We start from the raw sequence: 16,668 nt of genomic DNA on the forward strand, positions 1-16,668 counted from the left end.
GAACATGAGTAAGATCATACTGGCAAGTCATGGAAAACTGGCAATGGGAATGTACGATGCAGTAAAACTTATTTTGGGTGAGCAGCAGGATGTAAAAATTGTGAGTGCTTACGTCGGTCCAGAATCGTTAGAGGAAACAATTACAGAAGCTTTACCGGGGAATCCGAATGAGGAGGTGCTGGTAGTGACGGACGTATTTGGAGGAAGTGTGAATAACGCATTTTTGGTGAAACTAAATGATTATCCAAAGATGCATTTAATGACGGGCATGAATTTAGGCATGCTTCTGGAATGTTTCAGCAGGAGAGACAATGAAAAGCTGGAAGAAACAGTGCAGTTTATTTTAAAGGCGGGAATGGAGGGATGTGTATACTGTAATACGCTTATGACAGAGAATACAGAAAACAACTTTGATTTTTAGTAGGAAGAAGGTGAAAAAATGGAGAAATTTTTCAGAGTGGATTTTCGGCTGCTGCATGGTCAGGTAGGCATGACATGGATTCCATATCTGGGGGCAGATTGTTTGTTGATTGCGAACGACCATATTATGGATAACACTTTACTGCTCACATCTATAAGAATGGCAAAACCAAGCGGTGTAAAGCTCGTGATTAAGACTATAGAGGACAGTATCGCAGCCCTGAATTCTGGCGTAACGGATAAATATAATCTGATGATTGTGGTAGACAGTATAGAAGATGCATATCGGTTATTGAAAAAGACAGGGTTCAAACAGCTGAATATTGGAGCAACGCGCTTTGCAGTTGGGAAAAAACAGGTTCTGGATGGAGTTTATCTGGATGAGCAGGACATGGGTAGAGTACGTGAACTGGCGCAGGATGGAGTACATATGGAAGTGCAGATGATTCCGTCCAAGCCAAAGACAGATATTATGACACTTATTTAATTGGAGATAGAAAGAATAGGAGGGGTACAATGCTTGTTGAAGCGTTAATCGTAACATTCGTTTATATATTGGGAAGGTGTGAGTGGTTTTTAGGATCTTCGAATATTCGCCGCCCGATCGTATTGGGAACTATTCTGGGGATTTTGCTGGGTCAGCCAGCACAGGGAGCGATTATGGGAGCTACATTGGAACTTGCGTTTATCGGAGCGGTTTCCATTGGAGCAAGTATGCCGCCGGAAATGATTTCTGGAACCGTGTTGGGAGTCGGATTTGCGATTGTAACCGGAGGAGGCACGGAGACAGCTCTGGCCTTGGGAATTCCGATTGCATCCTTGTTACTGGTTGTCAATACTGTATTGAATCAGCCGATTCTGATTTTAATGTGCCATCGCTGTGATCATTACGCAGAACTGGGAGATACCAGAGGATTTGAGCGGACAGTACTGGCATCTGGCTTTATACCGACGATTATTATGGCACCGATTATATTTTGTGCGTTCTATTTTGGAACAGATGCAGTGACATCTGCACTTAATGTCGTTCCGGACTTTGTACGGAGTGGAATCAGTGTTGCGTGTGGAATGATTCCTGCGATAGGTTTTGCTATGCTGGCGCAGATGGTATGGGGAAAGAAAGTAGCGCCGTTTTTCTTCCTGGGATATTTTCTGGTGGCATATCTGGAAATTTCCACAACGGGAATTACGATTTTTGCAGTCATTATTGCAGCTCTGATTATGTTACTTGGAAATCATGGCAATCTGCAATTGGCAGCGAATGCAAAGGAGGAGGTAGATGATAATGAGTTCTGAGAAGAATCGTATTACAAAGGCTGATTTAAAGAAAATATTCTGGCGTTCCGTTCCGACAGAACACTCATGGAATTATGAAAGACAGAGTAACTGCTCATATTGTTTTGCATTGCTTCCAATTTTGAAGAAGCTGTATCCGGACAAAAAAGATTTAAGCGAGAGTATGAAACGGCATATGGAGTTTTTTAATACTACGCCTTATGTGGTAACATTTCCGTTGGCAATCAGTGCGGCTATGGAGGAGAAACGTGCAGAGAATCCGGATAATTTTGATACGGCTAGCATTGTAAATGTGAAAACAGCTTTAATGGGACCAATGGCGGCTATCGGTGATACGCTGTTTCACGGAACGTTACGTATTGTGGCAACCGGTATAGGAACAACACTGGCGCTTCAGGGAAATCCATTGGGAGCATTACTGTTTCTGCTGATATTTAACATACCGGCATGGGCTATTCGTTATATTATGACATTTAAAGGATATGAGGTAGGAACAGGCTTCCTAGAAAAAATTCAGAAATCCGGTATTATGGAAACTTTTACATTTCTGGCCAGCATTATTGGTTTGATGGTAACTGGAGCAATGTCTGCGGGAAGTATTGGTTTGGCTTTAAATATTAATTTTGGAACCGGGGACGCGGTGACATCTGTTCAGTCATTGATTGACGGTATTGTTCCAAGATTACTGCCTCTTGTACTGTTTGGAATTGTTTGGAAATTGCTTAAGAAAAAGAAAGTGAGTCCGTTGGTGATGATGCTGGCGATGATTGTAATTGGAATTATCGGAGCGTATTTTAACATTTGGGGCTAGAGAAAAACACGTCCGGCTGACAGAACTGATGTCAACCGGACGTGTTTTTTGAATATGATTTTCAAACTTCAATCAGGCAATGATCTCCAGCTCCACCTGGGGCAGAAGTTCCTTCACGTCGGCCTCCCGGGCAAGCAGGGTACCCTCCTGCCGTACAGAACCGGCCGCACAGGCCATGGCGTAGCGGAGCATATCGGCGGTGTCCAGGCGCTTCCGGAGGGCATAACACATACCGGCCACCATGGAGTCGCCCGCGCCGGTCAGACCCTTGGCTTCCACAGGAATGGCTTTCGCCCGGTAGGTGTGCTCCTGATCCAGCAATAGCGCGCCGTCGGCGCCCATGGAAATGCAGACATAGGGGATGCCCCCATCTACGATTTGGCGGGCAACCTCGAGGGGACCCTTGCCGGCTTTCAGTTCGTTCTTGAAGGCCTGCTCAAATTCCTTGCTGTTGGGCTTAATCAGGAAGGGCTTTTCTTCCAGTCCCAGCCGGAACGGTTCACCGGTGGTGTCCAGTACAGTCTTGACATCTTTTTTGTGGGCCAGGTGGATGAGGCGCTGATAGATATTGGCGGGGACGCCGGGCGGCACGCTGCCGCTTAACACCAGAATATGTGTGTGATCCAGTCGCACATCAATTTCGTCCACCAGCTTTTCGATGGCAGCGAAGGAGACGTTAGGTCCGGCCTCATTGACCTCAGTCATGATGTGGTTGGACTGGTCAAAAAGCTTGATATTCGTTCGGATAGCGCCCTCTGAACGGACAAAATAGTATTGCAGGCCCCGGGCTGTCATGGCATGTTCCAGAGTATTGCCGCTTTCACGGAAGTTCAGTCCCATGCACATAGTTTCTTCTTTCAGGTTATTCAGCACGGTGCTCACATTTAGTCCTTTTCCGGACAGGTCTACGCGGGTATTCTTCACCCGGTTGTAAGCGCCGATTTCCAGATTATCCAGATAAATGGTTTTGTCGATGCAGGGATTCAAAGTTACAGATAATACCATAAATAAATACCTAACTATCCTTTCTTACAGATGATTCACGTCTCTCCCTCTGTCTTTCATTATAGAAAATACAGAAAAGAAAGTCAATGTTGATGGAAAATTCTGAAATATAAAAAAGAAAGGAAAAGATTGGCGGAAACCTTGACGCATTATACCGCTCGGTATATAATGGAAATAGAAACAGAACCGGCGGAAATTCTGGTATCTCGGAAGAGCCTGGAAAGGGGATTCTTACCGGAGGGACACACATATGGACAACAGGGAAACCATTCTTGAGACAGCGCTGGATTTATTTTATACCAGGGGCTACGACGCAGTGGGCGTCCAGGAGATCGCGGAGCGATCCGGCGTGACGAAGCCGACGCTGTACTATTATTTTAAAAGTAAATACGGTCTTCTGGAACAGCTACTTTTGAGCCGGAGCGAGGGCTTTGCGGCGGAGCTTCGTGAGGCGTGCGCTTACCATGGCGACCTGAAGAATACCCTGTGTGCGGCGGCCCGGACAGCGGCGGCCTTTGTGGCGCGGGAACCGAAGTTTTCGGCGCTTTTCGTGGCGCTCTACCATTCGGCAAAGGGAAATGACGCTTATAAGGCCGTGCGCCCCCTGGTGTTCCGCCTGCAGCGGCAGATCGAAGAAGTTTTCATCAACGCTTCAGCGGACTTGGGCAATATGCACGGGCGGCAGCGGCAATTTTCCCTCGGTTTCATCGGCCTGGTTTTGTACTACATTGTCATGAAGCAGGAGATCAGCAAGCGCCAGGATGTGCAGATCACGGAAGAGGAGATCGAAGCGCTGGTACATCAGTTCATGCACGGTATTTATTCGTAATGGATTCAGAAAAAAGAGACTTACAAGGGGAGGACAAAAAAGATGGCCAAATGGTATGAAGAAGCCATTTTTTATCATATTTATCCGCTGGGACTTCTGGGCGCGCCCAAGACCCACACGGAGGACGGCGTGACCCACCGGCTGCGGGAGCTGGACGACTGGGTGCGGCACATGAAGGAGTGCGGATTCACGGCGACCTATATCGGACCTCTGTTCGAATCCACCAGCCACGGTTACGATACAAGGGATTATAAGCAGGTGGACAGCCGCCTGGGCGACAATGAGGATTTTAAGCATTTCGTAAAGCTTTGCCATGAAAATGGCATCCGGGTGGTGGTAGACGGCGTCTTTAATCACACCGGCCGAGAATTTTTCGCATTCCGGGATATTCAGAAAAACCGGGAGAATTCCCCGTACCGTTGCTGGTATCAGGACGTGAGCTTCGAGGGCAATACCCATTACAACGACGGCTTTTACTACAAGGCCTGGCACAACTGCTTCGAACTGGCGAACCTGAATCTCTGGGATCGGGGCGTGAAGGATTACCTTCTGGATGTGGTGCGGTTCTGGATTGACGAATTCGATATCGACGGTATCCGCCTGGACTGTGCAGACTGCCTGCAGTTTGATTTCATGAAGGAGCTGCGTTGGGTGACCGGTCAGAAAAAGGAGGATTTCTGGCTCATGGGCGAGGTGATTCACGGAGATTACGCCCGGTGGGTCAACGATGAGACGCTTCATTCGGTGACCAATTATGAGCTGTGGAAGGGTCTGTATTCCGGCCACAATGATCATAATTATTTCGAAATCGCCCATACCATAAGACGGCAGTTCGACGCGAACGGCGGCATTTACAAGGGATGCAGACTCTATTCCTTTGTAGAGAACCACGACGTAGATCGTATCGTCAATAAGTTAAAGGAAAAGGGCTTTTTACAGTCAGTATACACGTTACTGTACACACTGCCCGGTATCCCATCCGTCTACTACGGCGGCGAGTGGGGCGTGGAAGGCCGAAAAGAGGGAGCCTGCGACGATGGTCTGCGGCCCCACCTGGTACTCTCCGAGATGGAGGCCAATCCGCCGATTCCGGAGCTAAAAGGATTGTTATGTAAACTGGGTGCCATCCGTCAGGCGAATCTGGCACTGACCGACGGCGTGTATCGGGAGCTGCTTCTGACGAACAGGCAGTACGCATTTGCCAGAATCCTGGGAAATGAGGCTGTAATCACAGCAGTGAACAACGATGCGAACCCGGTCCACATGGAAATCAATTGCCCGGTGTCCGCATCAGGCGCACAGGAAGCACTGACCGGTACGGACGCAGAGCTCCAGGACGGCAGGATTATCTGGGAAATGCCCGCGTATGGCAGTGCAATATTTGTAATTTGTTAAATCAGCCTGAAGCATTTACTGCTGAAGGCGTGAGAAAGTGATTCCGGTATTTATAGTTAAATAGGGGTGAGATTATGAAGGGTAAGAGAACACGGGCGGACGCCAAGGTAAGAGAGGCAGAAAAGGCGGCGAAGAGAGCCGCACAGGGAAATAAACCGAAGAAAATAGCTGCAGTAAAGGCAACAGAAACCGGGACAGCAACGGCACAGAAGCCGGAGGTATCCTGCTTCATCAGCGATTTTGACCAGTACCTGTTCGGACAGGGCAATCACTATGATATTTTCCGGAAGCTGGGCGCGCATCTGACGGAGCATGAGGGACAGAAGGGCGTGCATTTCGCAGTCTGGGCGCCCCATGCGGTGACAGTACACGTCATCGGCGAATTCAACGGCTGGAATGAGACAAGCCATCCCATGAGCCGGCTGGATCCATTAGGAATCTGGGAGGTGTTCGTGCCGGGCGTACAGCTTGGCTGCCTCTATAAATATCTGATTGAGGCGCAGGATCACAGTCTGCTTTACAAGGCCGATCCTTATGCTACCGAGGCGGAGAGGCGTCCGGGTACCGCGTCGAAGGTATCCGATATTTCGGATTTCCGTTGGTCGGACAAGGACTGGATGGAGAAGCGGAAAAAGAAGGATCCGAAGGAAGAGCCCATGGCCATCTATGAGGTGCATCCGGGTTCCTGGAAGAAGCATCCCCATGGTCCCGATGAGGACGGGTATTATAATTACCGGGAGCTGGCCCATGAGCTGGCAGATTATGTGCTGGAGATGGGGTACACCCATGTGGAGCTGATGGGCATCGCGGAACATCCCTTCGACGGCTCCTGGGGCTATCAGGTGACCGGCTACTATGCGCCCACCTCCCGCCACGGCAGCCCGAAGGATTTTATGTATCTGATCAATTATCTGCATCAGAAGAAGATTGGCGTCGTCCTGGATTGGGTTCCGGCCCATTTTCCCAAGGACGCCCATGGTCTGGCGGACTTCGACGGCCAGCCGTTGTATGAGTATCCGGATCCCAGAAAGGGCGAGCATCCCGACTGGGGCACCAAGGTATTTAACTACGAGATGAACGAAGTGAAGAACTTCCTGATTGCCAATGCCCTGTACTGGGTCGAGGAGTTCCATGTGGATGGACTGCGCGTGGACGCGGTGGCTTCCATGCTGTACCTGGATTACGGCAGAGAGTCCGGCCAGTGGATTCCGAATAAGTTCGGCGGCAATAAGAACCTGGAGGCCATCGAGTTCTTCAAGCATCTGAATTCCGTGCTGCTGGGCCGCAATCCGGGTGTGGTGACCATTGCTGAGGAATCTACCGCATGGCCCATGGTGACGGGCAGACCCGAGGACGACGGTCTGGGCTTCTCCTTCAAATGGAATATGGGTTGGATGAACGATTTCCTGGAATATATGAAGCTCGACCCCTATTTCCGGAAGGGCGCGCATAATCTGATGACCTTTGCCATGACCTATGCCTACAGCGAGAATTATATTCTGGTGCTGTCCCACGACGAGGTGGTGCATCTGAAGCGCTCCATGATCAATAAGATGCCGGGCGAGTACGAGGAAAAATTCGCGAACCTGAAGGCGGCTTACGCGTTCATGCTGGGTCACCCGGGCAAGAAGCTGCTGTTCATGGGGCAGGAATTCGCCCAGCTTCAGGAGTGGAGCGAGGCCAGAGAGCTTGACTGGTATCTGCTGGAACAGGACGAGCACAGGGAGCTTCAGGCCTTTGTGAAGGCGCTGCTGCATCTCTACCAGAAGCATCCGGCTCTCTACGAGCTGGATACCCATCCTGAGGGCTTTCAGTGGATCAATGCCAACGACGGCTACCGCAGTATCTTCTCCTTCATGCGCTTCGACAAGGCGCGGAAGAAGAACCTGCTCTTTGTCTGCAACTTCACGCCGGTGGAGCGCCCTGATTACCGGGTGGGCGTACCGAAGAAGAAGCAGTACAAGCTGGTTCTGGACAGCGACGCGGCAGAGTTTGGCGGCAGCGGCGTAGAGAAGCCGACCGTCTACAAGGCCGAGGCCGGCGAGTGCGACGGCCAGCCCTATTCGATTGCTTATCCGCTTCCGGGGTATGGAGTGGCTGTGTTTGAGTTTTAAATTGGAATGAAATATTGGAAAGGCTGCTGCGGACAGATTTAAGAGAATCTGTCTGCAGCAGCCTTTTTATGGAATAGGAAATTCCGATAGAATTCCCTATTCCATAAAAGCAAGCAGAGTTTGCAAAGATGCGCACTCTTTTTTTAGAATAAATGATTTACATAATTCATTATTATTCTTCGGACGGAAACTTCGCCTTCTCCAGCGCCCGCTCCACGGCTCCGAGGATTACCTGGGAGGTGTACTGGGTTTCTTCGGAGTAGTCCAGACCGTCCAGGGACTGGGTTTCACAAATCTGGTCCGCCAGGTTGTCGAGGGCGGGCTGCATCAGAGGGTACATGGTTTCGATGGTTTCGTCTAGGTTGTTGAAGGCGATGGCTTCGATGCGGGTCTCGCTTACGGTGACGGCTACGTCTACGGCGTTGCCTCCCAGGGTGATGGACGAGGTGTAGACGCCGGGGGTGTATGCAGCGTCAGCGGTGGCGGTGTTCTTTTTATCCTTTGGAGCGAACATGTAGACCAGCAGCAGAATCAGAAGGATGCCCAGTGCTACGAAGATGCCGGTGTAGATGAGCTCCTTCATGCGGAGCACGACGATTTTGGTTTTTGAACTCATGGGAAGCCCTCCTGCGGGGGATTCGATTGTTATAGGATATGCGGGAGGGGAGGGATCTATGACGGACGGGGGGGCTTTGTAGTTATCTGTGTTCATCGTTTATCGGACACGGTGTGCCACCCACGGACGCGAGGTTCGCAGGTGTCTCACAGCGTCCGCTAAAACGCTGTACACTGGGAAATTACAAAGTCCCGCCCCTGATTTTGATTGCACTATCGCTCAATGAAGCCCTCTCCGAGTACTTCCCGAACATCTGTCACGATAACAAAGGCGTTCGGGTCGCATTCTTTTGTCAGCTCTTTCAGGTAGACAATCTGCTTTTTTGCGACTACGCAAAAAAGCATGTTCTTGGCGTCTCCGGAGTACATGCCGGTGGCGGAGATGCCGGTGACGCCGCGGTCCAGATCGGTCATGAGGATCCGGGACAGCTCGTCGGGTTTTTCGGTGATGATGAAGGCGGCTTTGGAGAATTTCAGACCGTCTATCAGGCCGTCGGCGATGCGGGAAGTCAGATAGATGGCAATGATGGCGTAGAGGGCCATCTGGATGCCGAACAGGTATGCGCCGAACAGGACGATCAAGGTGTCCAGCAGCCACATGATGGTGGCGGTGCTGTAGTGGGGCAGAAAGTGCTGGATCAGGGCGGCGATGAGGTCCGTGCCGCCGGTGGTGGCCTGGACTACGAAGACAAGGCCGATGCCGGCACCCATGATGAGGCCGCCGTAGAGGGCTGACAGCAGCAGGTCGCCTTCGGCGATGGGGATGACCGGAAGGACGGACAGCCAGAATGACAGCATGACGGTGGCGAAGCCGGTGCGCAGCAGGTAGCGGAAGCCTTTGAGCTTCACAGCCAGCAGCAGGAACGGCACGTTCAGGATCAGGTTGGTGACGGACAGCGGGACGCCGCCGGGCACCAGTTTTTCGGTGAGCTGGCGGATGATAATGGCCAGACCGGAGAAGCCACCGGTGACGAGGCTTGCCGGGTCGAAGACGGACGCTACGGCGAAGGCCATCAGGGCAGTTCCGATGGTGATGAGCAGAATGTCCCGCAATTTCATTTTTCTAGTTACAGTCATTTTTTTAATTCCCTTTCAATATGATCTTTCCACGATTCAAACTATCATAGGAAGTAAGAAAAAGCAAGGGGGAACTGCCGGATACTTCTTTGTGAACTATGCATAGGGGATTTCTGGGGGATTTTATGAAGGTAAATTGCGGAAATGCATAAAAATTTTGCATTTCCTCTTTTCAATTTTGTAGTTTTGCATTAATATATAGATTAGGTATTTAGTGTTTTAGAGAAAACAGGGGTGTTTTTTTGTGAATTTTGCCAGATATGCGATGAGAGAAGGACTGGCGATATGCACAAATACAAAAACTATATGCAAAAAAGGAGCGGAGAGAGTTATGATTTCGAATCAGGTACTGCAGAATACGATTGACGGTCTCAAAGGAATTACCCGGATCGATCTTTGTGTGATTGATACCGAGGGTAAAGTTCTTGCGTCTACTTTTCCGGAGGCGGACGCTTATACAGGGTCTGTGCTTGCTTTCATTGATTCTCCGGCGGACAGCCAGGTGATTCAGGGCTTCCAGTTTTTTAAGATTTTTGACGATACGCAGTTGGAATATATTCTTCTGCTGAACGGCGGAAGTGAGGATGCGTATATGATTGGCAAGCTGGTGGTCTTCCAGATCCAGAATTTACTGGTTGCATATAAGGAGCGTTTCGATAAAGATAATTTTATCAAGAACCTGCTTCTGGACAATCTGCTTCTGGTGGATATCTACAACCGCGCCAAGAAGCTGCATATCCAGACTGAGGTGCGCAGAGCTGTCTTTATCATTGAGACGGGGCGGGAGAAGGATACGGCTTCTCTGGAAAATGTGCGGACACTGTTTGGCACCAAGTCCCATGATTTTATCACAGCTGTGGACGAGAAGAATATCATTGTGGTCAAGGAGTTGGCAGATAATGAGGGGTATCCGGAGCTGAACCGTACGGCCAGGGTGATCTGTGATCTGCTGAACAGCGAGGGCGACGAGCACGTTCATATCGCTTACGGCACCATTGTGAATGAAATTAAAGAAGTGTCCCGTTCCTACAAGGAAGCGCGGATGGCTCTTGACGTGGGCAAGATTTTCTTTGATGATAAGGATATTATTGCCTACAGTACGCTGGGTATCGGCCGTCTGATTTATCAGCTGCCGATTCCGCTGTGCAAGATGTTTATCCGGGAAATTTTTGATGGCAAGTCTCCCGATGATTTTGACGAGGAGACTCTGACCACCATCAATAAGTTTTTTGAGAACAGCCTGAATGTGTCTGAGACATCCAGACAGCTGTATATCCACCGCAATACACTGGTGTACAGGCTTGACAAGCTGCAGAAGAGTACGGGCCTTGACCTGCGGGTTTTTGAGGACGCGATTACCTTCAAGATCGCGTTGATGGTTGTAAAGTATATGAAGTACATGGAATCTATGGATTATTAAGCTTCGGCTGAGGAGTGAAAAAATGATTGACATGCAAAATGTGACAAAGTCCTATGCCACGGGCGTGCAGGCCTTAAACGGCGTGACGCTGCATATTGACAAGGGCGAATTTGTTTTTATCGTAGGAAACAGCGGTTCCGGTAAGTCTACGCTGATTAAGCTGCTTCTGAAGGAGCTGGAGCCCAGTTCCGGAACCATTAAGGTAAATGGAATTAATCTGAATAAGATGAAAGCGCAGGCCATCCCCAAGTACCGCAGAAAGCTGGGCGTGGTGTTCCAGGATTTCCGTCTTCTGAAGGACCGGAATGTCTATGAAAATATCGCGTTCGCCCAGCGGGTTATCGCGACCCCAAGCAAGGATATCCGCAAGAATGTGCCGAAGATGCTGTCCCTGGTGGGACTGGCGGAGAAGTATAAGTCATTCCCGAAGCAGCTTTCCGGCGGCGAGCAGCAGCGTGTGGCTCTGGCGAGAGCCCTGGTGAACCGGCCCAATATTCTTCTGGCCGACGAGCCCACCGGTAATCTGGACCCGAAGAATTCCAGGGAAATCATGAAGCTTCTGGAGACTATCAATGAGCGCGGTACCACCGTTCTGGTGGTGACCCACAACCAGGAGATTGTAGATCAGATGAAGAAGCGGGTAATTGTTATGAACAAAGGCGTCATTATCAGTGACGAGCGCAACGCTGGGTACAAACAGAATGCGAATTAGTTCTATCGGCTACTGCCTGAAGCAGGGCATGAAAAATATCTGGCGTAACAAAATGTTCTCTCTTGCGTCCATCGCGACCATGTCCGCCTGCATTTTCCTGTTCGGAATCTTTTTCTGCGTGGTAGAGAACTTCCAGTACATGGTGCGGGAGGCGGAGAAATCCGTGGCTGTAACTGTGTTCTTTGATGAAGGTCTGTCCGATGAGGAGATTCAGGCCATCGGTGAGAAGATTCAGGCCCGGGATGAGGTATCTGAGGCGGTCTTTGTATCCGCGGAGGAATCCTGGGAACAGTATAAGGCGATTTACTTTAAGGACAATCCTCAGCTGGCGGAGGGCTTTGCGGACGATAATCCGCTGGCCAACCAGGCTCACTATGAGATTTACTTAAATGATGTGGAGGAACAGCAGAGCCTGGTAGACTGGCTGGGCAGTGTAGAAGGCGTCCGCAAGATTAACCAGTCCGCGCAGGTGGCGGATATTCTGACAAACTTCAATATGCTGATTGGATATATTTCCATCGCGGTGATTATATTGCTTTTGTGTGTATCGGTCTTCCTGATCAGCAACACGGTCACTATCGGTATCGCGGTCCGCAAGGAAGAAATCGCGATCATGAAGCTGATCGGCGCCACCAACGGTTTTGTCAAGGCGCCCTTTGTGGTAGAGGGTATTGTCATCGGTATTCTGGGCGCGGCCTTCCCGCTGACGCTGCTGTATTATCTGTATACACAGCTGGTGGGTTTTGTGGGAGACAAATTTAATGCCCTGACGGGACTTCTGCAGTTCCTTCCGGTAAATGATATGTTCCGGATTCTGCTTCCGGTAGGCTTGGCGCTTGGTGTAGGCATTGGTTTCTTCGGTAGCTTCTTTACGATTCGGAAGCATCTGAAGGTGTAAGTGCTCCGTAACTGGTCAGGTACTGAACCGTTACAATGCCTCATAGAAAAGGATAAAGAATAGAATGAAAAGAACGCGTATGGTAAGCGCGCTGCTTGTGGTTGCGCTTACAGCTGGCTGTATTTTCACAAATGAGAACCTGCGGGTGTCCGCTACGGCGAACCAGATCGATACCGGCGATCTGGAAGATAAGAAGCAGGATACGCTGGATAAAATCAAGGATATCAAATCTGACATCAGCAATACGAAAAAAAAGATTTCTGATCTGGAAAATAGCAAGAGTAATCTGGAAACCTATATTTCCAAGCTTGATCAGGAGGCAAATGATCTGGCGAAGCAGATCGATAAGCTGAATAAGGATATTGAAGTGAAAAAAGAAGAGATTTCGACCGCTGAGGCAGAGCTTGACGAAGCGGAAGCTACAGCTGCCCGGCAGTATGAGGATATGAAGAAACGGATTCAGTATCTTTACGAAAATGGAAATCCTTCTTATCTGGAGCTGCTTCTTACCTCCGAAAGTATGGCGGATTTTCTGAATAAGTCCAGCTATGCGGAGCAGATGACGGCCTACGACCGGAATATGCTGGAGGAGTACATTGCCCAGAAACAGGCGGTGGAAGAGAAGAAAAAGGAGCTGGAATCTGAAAAAGAAGAGCTGGACGCCATGGCGGGCGCGGCTTCCGAGCAGAAGAAGACCGTAGACGCTCTGATCAAGACCAAGACAGCCCAGATTCAGAGCTATCAGGATCAGATCGACAGCGAGAACAGCAATGCAGAAGAGTATAAAGCCGATTTGGCAAAGCAGCAGAAGCTTCTGGATCAGATTGAGCAGCAGATCGCGGCGGCGGCAGCAGCCAACGCTCAGGCCAGTGACGGTGATGGAGGAGCCTCCGGCTTCGTATGGCCCTGTCCCAGCAGTCGGAGAATTACCAGTGGATTTGGCAATCGTGCCCAGCCTACAGCAGGCGCGTCGACCAACCACAAGGGCATTGATATCGGAGCATCCTACGGAGCTTCGATCGTAGCGGCAGCCTCCGGGCGTGTGACCACGGCGGCCTATAGTAGTTCTGCCGGCAATTACATCGTCATTTCCCATGGAAACAGTCTGTCTACCGTATATATGCATTGTTCTGCGCTGTATGTGAGCGCAGGCCAGACCGTCAGCGCAGGCCAGGCAATCGCGGCAGTGGGTTCCACCGGTTATTCCACCGGCAACCACCTGCATTTCGGCGTAATTAAGAACGGAAGTTATGTAAACCCAACGGCATACGTGGGCGGATGATCATGACTGTTTGCAGGCAACGTCTCGTGAGACGTTTTGGCATGCATGGGACAAAAGATAAGGACGTATACTGGAATTATGGAAAATAAAAAGCAGTTTATCAAAGGCTTTGCCGTGGGCATACTCGTCACCGTGCTGTTGGCGGGCGGTATCTTTGCCGGAAGCAATGCACTTACCAAAGCATCTGATGAAAAGAAAGCAGAGAGTGGCGAACTGAATCTGACCAGCAGTCAGGTAGAGGATAAAATCACCGAGATTGAGACACTGGTTCAGAATTATTATCTGAATGACATCGACACGGATCAGGTAGAGAACTATCTGTATAAAGGCATGATCGTGGGGCTTGACGACCCCTATGCCGCTTATTATACGAAGGAAGAGTACCAGAGTCTGATGGACTCCACTAATGGCAGCTATTATGGCATTGGCGTGGAAATGAGCCAGAACATGACCACCGGTATCATTACCATTACCCGTGTCTTCGAGGGATCGCCTGCGGAGGAAGCGGGGCTGCTTCCGGGCGACGTGATCTATAGGGTGGATGATGAGGAGGTAACCGGTGAGGATCTGACCAAGGTGGTCTCCAAAGTAAAAGGAGCCGAGGGCACGACCATACCGATCTCTGTGGCCCGGGAAGGGGAGAGCGATTATCTGACCTTCGATGTGGAGCGCAGAATGATCGAGATATCTACCGTAACTCATAAGCTGCTGGATGGCAATATTGGTTATATCTCCGTGACCAGCTTCGACGACGTGACAGTAAATCAGTTTCTGGCCGCCCTGGATGACCTGGAAAATCAGGGTGAGACCGCTCTCATCATCGATCTCCGTAATAATGGCGGCGGCCTGGTATCCAGTGCCTGCAGCATGCTGGATCGTCTGCTTCCGGAGGGCCTGATTGTATACACGGAGGATAAATACGGCAACCGGGATGAGATGAAATCTGATGTGGAAAACTATTTCGACAAACCGCTGGTTCTCCTGGTAAACGGCAACAGCGCCAGCGCTTCGGAGATCTTTGCCGGAGCCATCAAAGATTATGGCATCGGTACCCTGGTGGGCACTCAGACCTTCGGCAAAGGTATTGTCCAGAAGATCTACCCCTTAAGCGACGGCACCGCCGTGAAACTGACCGTCTCCAAGTACTACACGCCAAACGGCAACAACATCCACGGAATCGGCATTGCGCCAGACGTGGAGGTGGAACTGGATCCGGCTGTAGCCAATGAAGTGGTGATACCGGAGGAGAAGGACAATCAGCTGCAGAAGGCGATGGAGATCCTGACAGAAAAGTGAAATAAATTGCAAAGCGAAACCCGGTCGGATTTTTACGACCGGGTTTTTTGCGTTCAAATTTGTCGTAAAAATGTGTGAAAGCTTTCGAAAATAGGTAAAAATAGATAAACAGGAGGAAATACATAAAACTAAAACGTTCAAAAAATTCATAAATTATCAATATTCTATGCAAAGTGCCAAATCTATGTTTACATAACTGTACAATAGACATATAAAAATTGTTCAATACGACAAAAGTATCAAAACAGACATAAAATGAGCATAAAATATGCAAAATATTCATAAAAATACTTGAAAGAAATTTCACCGTCATGTAAGATAACCCCATAGGAAATAAGGAACCAAAAAACATAAAGTTAAGCAAAGAAAGGGAGATTTGAAAAATGTCCAAGATTAGCGAAATGACAAGAGACAGCTGGATCAAAAGCACCTTCCCGGAGTGGGGAACCTGGCTCGTAGAAGATATCGAGAACGAGGTTGTAGCTCCCGGAAACGTGGCTATGTGGTGGCTGGGATGTACCGGCGTATGGTTTAAGACACCGGCTGACACCAATATCACCATCGACCTGTGGTGCGGAAACGGTAAGAGAACCCATGGCGACAACAAGATGAAGCCAGGCCATCAGATGGCAAATATGTGCGGCGGACGTCTGATGCAGCCGAACCTTCGTAACGTACCGTTCGTTATCGACCCGTTCGCTTTCAAGCATGTAGATGCAGTTCTGGCAACTCATTACCATCAGGATCATATGTCTGCAGAGTGGGCAGCACACGTTATCCAGAGCGGAATGACTACTACAGATGAGAACGGAAAAGAGATTCCGGTACCGTTCATCGGACCGAAGAAGTCTGTAGAGACCTGGGTAAAATGGGGCGTTCCGGAAGACCGTTGCATTACTGTAAAACCGGGCGACACCATCAAGATCAAAGACCTTGAGATTATCGCGCTGGACAGCTTCGACCGTACCTGTATCGTTACCACAGACGATACCAGTGAGAACAGAGAAGAGCTGACAGGCGTTTGCCCCACCGATATGGATGATAAGGCAGTAAACTACCTGGTTAAGACTCCGGGCGGAAACATCTATCACTCCGGTGACTCTCACTTCTCCATTTACTTTGCAAAGCATGGTAAGGATTATGATATCGATGTTGCCTTTGGTTCCTTCGGTGAGAACCCCATCGGTATGCAGGATAAGATGAGTTCCGTAGATATCCTTCGTATGGCAGAGAACCTGCAGTGTAAAGTTGTTGTTCCGATTCACTGGGACGTATGGACCAACTTCCAGGCTGACTGCGACGAGATTAAGCTGCTGTATGATTTCAAGAAGGACAGAAACGAGTACAAGTTCCATCCGTTCTTCTGGCAGGTAGGCGGAAAGTACACCTATCCCCAGGACAAGGATAAGATTTACTATCATCACAGAAGAGGCTTTGAGGACTGCTTCGAGCATCCCCAGAACATTCCGTTCCGTTCCTGTCTGTAAGCTTTGGAATA

16 protein-coding genes are annotated in these 16,668 nt (G+C 49.6%); 13 read left to right on the forward strand and 3 right to left on the reverse strand.

Annotated elements, in window-relative coordinates; all coding sequences use genetic code 11:
• The first annotated feature begins 4 nt into the window (after window positions 1-4).
• The 4 genes from ACESZP_RS08040 to ACESZP_RS08055 are packed head-to-tail and all read left to right on the forward strand — an operon-like array spanning window position 5 to window position 2,527.
• Window positions 5-421 (forward strand): PTS sugar transporter subunit IIA domain-containing protein, encoded by a 417-nt coding sequence (locus tag ACESZP_RS08040; RefSeq protein WP_178038344.1) that lies wholly within the window; start codon window positions 5-7, stop codon window positions 419-421.
• A gap of 18 nt (window positions 422-439) precedes the next feature.
• Window positions 440-907, forward strand: a complete 468-nt coding sequence (locus ACESZP_RS08045) for a PTS sugar transporter subunit IIB (protein WP_178038343.1) — start codon at window positions 440-442, stop codon at window positions 905-907.
• Window positions 908-936: 29 nt separating this feature from the next.
• A complete protein-coding gene (locus tag ACESZP_RS08050) occupies window positions 937-1,716 on the forward strand; it encodes a PTS sugar transporter subunit IIC (RefSeq protein WP_178038342.1) in 780 nt (259 codons plus the stop codon).
• On the forward strand, window positions 1,706-2,527 hold the full coding sequence (locus ACESZP_RS08055) for a PTS system mannose/fructose/sorbose family transporter subunit IID (protein WP_499708702.1): 822 nt from the start codon (window positions 1,706-1,708) through the stop codon (window positions 2,525-2,527). Before ACESZP_RS08050 ends, ACESZP_RS08055 begins: the two co-directional genes overlap by 11 nt.
• Before the next feature lie 72 nt (window positions 2,528-2,599).
• Here ACESZP_RS08055 and pfkB read toward each other — a convergent pair whose 3' ends face one another.
• A complete protein-coding gene (pfkB, locus tag ACESZP_RS08060; RefSeq protein ID WP_499708703.1) occupies window positions 2,600-3,532 on the reverse strand; it encodes a 1-phosphofructokinase in 933 nt (310 codons plus the stop codon).
• Window positions 3,533-3,782: 250 nt separating this feature from the next.
• On the opposite strand from pfkB, the gene ACESZP_RS08065 reads away from it, so the two are divergent.
• The 3 genes from ACESZP_RS08065 to glgB all read left to right on the forward strand — a co-directional run bounded on the left by ACESZP_RS08065 (window position 3,783) and on the right by glgB (window position 7,870).
• Window positions 3,783-4,361 (forward strand): TetR/AcrR family transcriptional regulator, encoded by a 579-nt coding sequence (locus ACESZP_RS08065; protein WP_499708704.1) that lies wholly within the window; start codon window positions 3,783-3,785, stop codon window positions 4,359-4,361.
• Between the two features lie 42 nt (window positions 4,362-4,403).
• Complete coding sequence (locus tag ACESZP_RS08070; RefSeq protein ID WP_499708705.1) at window positions 4,404-5,756, forward strand: alpha-amylase family glycosyl hydrolase; 1,353 nt, start codon at window positions 4,404-4,406, stop codon at window positions 5,754-5,756.
• A gap of 74 nt (window positions 5,757-5,830) precedes the next feature.
• Window positions 5,831-7,870, forward strand: a complete 2,040-nt coding sequence (glgB, locus tag ACESZP_RS08075; RefSeq protein WP_499708706.1) for a 1,4-alpha-glucan branching protein GlgB — start codon at window positions 5,831-5,833, stop codon at window positions 7,868-7,870.
• A gap of 172 nt (window positions 7,871-8,042) precedes the next feature.
• Here glgB and ACESZP_RS08080 read toward each other — a convergent pair whose 3' ends face one another.
• Together ACESZP_RS08080 and ACESZP_RS08085 are read right to left on the reverse strand one after the other, a co-directional pair.
• Window positions 8,043-8,486 (reverse strand): FMN-binding protein, encoded by a 444-nt coding sequence (locus ACESZP_RS08080; protein WP_499708707.1) that lies wholly within the window; start codon window positions 8,484-8,486, stop codon window positions 8,043-8,045.
• Window positions 8,487-8,698: 212 nt separating this feature from the next.
• Window positions 8,699-9,544, reverse strand: a complete 846-nt coding sequence (locus ACESZP_RS08085; protein WP_499708708.1) for a YitT family protein — start codon at window positions 9,542-9,544, stop codon at window positions 8,699-8,701.
• Between the two features lie 349 nt (window positions 9,545-9,893).
• Here ACESZP_RS08085 and ACESZP_RS08090 point away from each other — a divergent pair, with 349 nt between their 5' ends.
• From ACESZP_RS08090 to ulaG, 6 genes are all read left to right on the forward strand, one after another.
• Window positions 9,894-10,982, forward strand: coding sequence for a helix-turn-helix domain-containing protein (locus ACESZP_RS08090; protein WP_178038334.1), 1,089 nt, complete (start codon window positions 9,894-9,896; stop codon window positions 10,980-10,982).
• A 22-nt stretch (window positions 10,983-11,004) separates the two neighbouring features.
• Window positions 11,005-11,694, forward strand: coding sequence for a cell division ATP-binding protein FtsE (gene ftsE / locus ACESZP_RS08095; protein WP_499708709.1), 690 nt, complete (start codon window positions 11,005-11,007; stop codon window positions 11,692-11,694).
• Window positions 11,684-12,592: a permease-like cell division protein FtsX gene (ftsX, locus tag ACESZP_RS08100; protein ID WP_499708710.1), complete on the forward strand. Its 909-nt coding sequence runs from the start codon at window positions 11,684-11,686 to the stop codon at window positions 12,590-12,592. The genes ftsE and ftsX overlap by 11 nt, the downstream gene beginning before the upstream one ends.
• Before the next feature lie 64 nt (window positions 12,593-12,656).
• A complete protein-coding gene (locus tag ACESZP_RS08105) occupies window positions 12,657-13,874 on the forward strand; it encodes a murein hydrolase activator EnvC family protein (protein ID WP_349164820.1) in 1,218 nt (405 codons plus the stop codon).
• A 78-nt stretch (window positions 13,875-13,952) separates the two neighbouring features.
• Window positions 13,953-15,170: a S41 family peptidase gene (locus ACESZP_RS08110; protein ID WP_499708711.1), complete on the forward strand. Its 1,218-nt coding sequence runs from the start codon at window positions 13,953-13,955 to the stop codon at window positions 15,168-15,170.
• A gap of 383 nt (window positions 15,171-15,553) precedes the next feature.
• A complete protein-coding gene (gene ulaG, locus ACESZP_RS08115; protein WP_178038329.1) occupies window positions 15,554-16,657 on the forward strand; it encodes an L-ascorbate 6-phosphate lactonase in 1,104 nt (367 codons plus the stop codon).
• The last annotated feature ends 11 nt before the right edge of the window (window positions 16,658-16,668 follow it).

Origin of the sequence: Candidatus Dorea massiliensis AP6 (assembly GCF_964245105.1) — a bacterium.
Classification (GTDB): domain Bacteria; phylum Bacillota; class Clostridia; order Lachnospirales; family Lachnospiraceae; genus Laedolimicola; species Laedolimicola intestinihominis.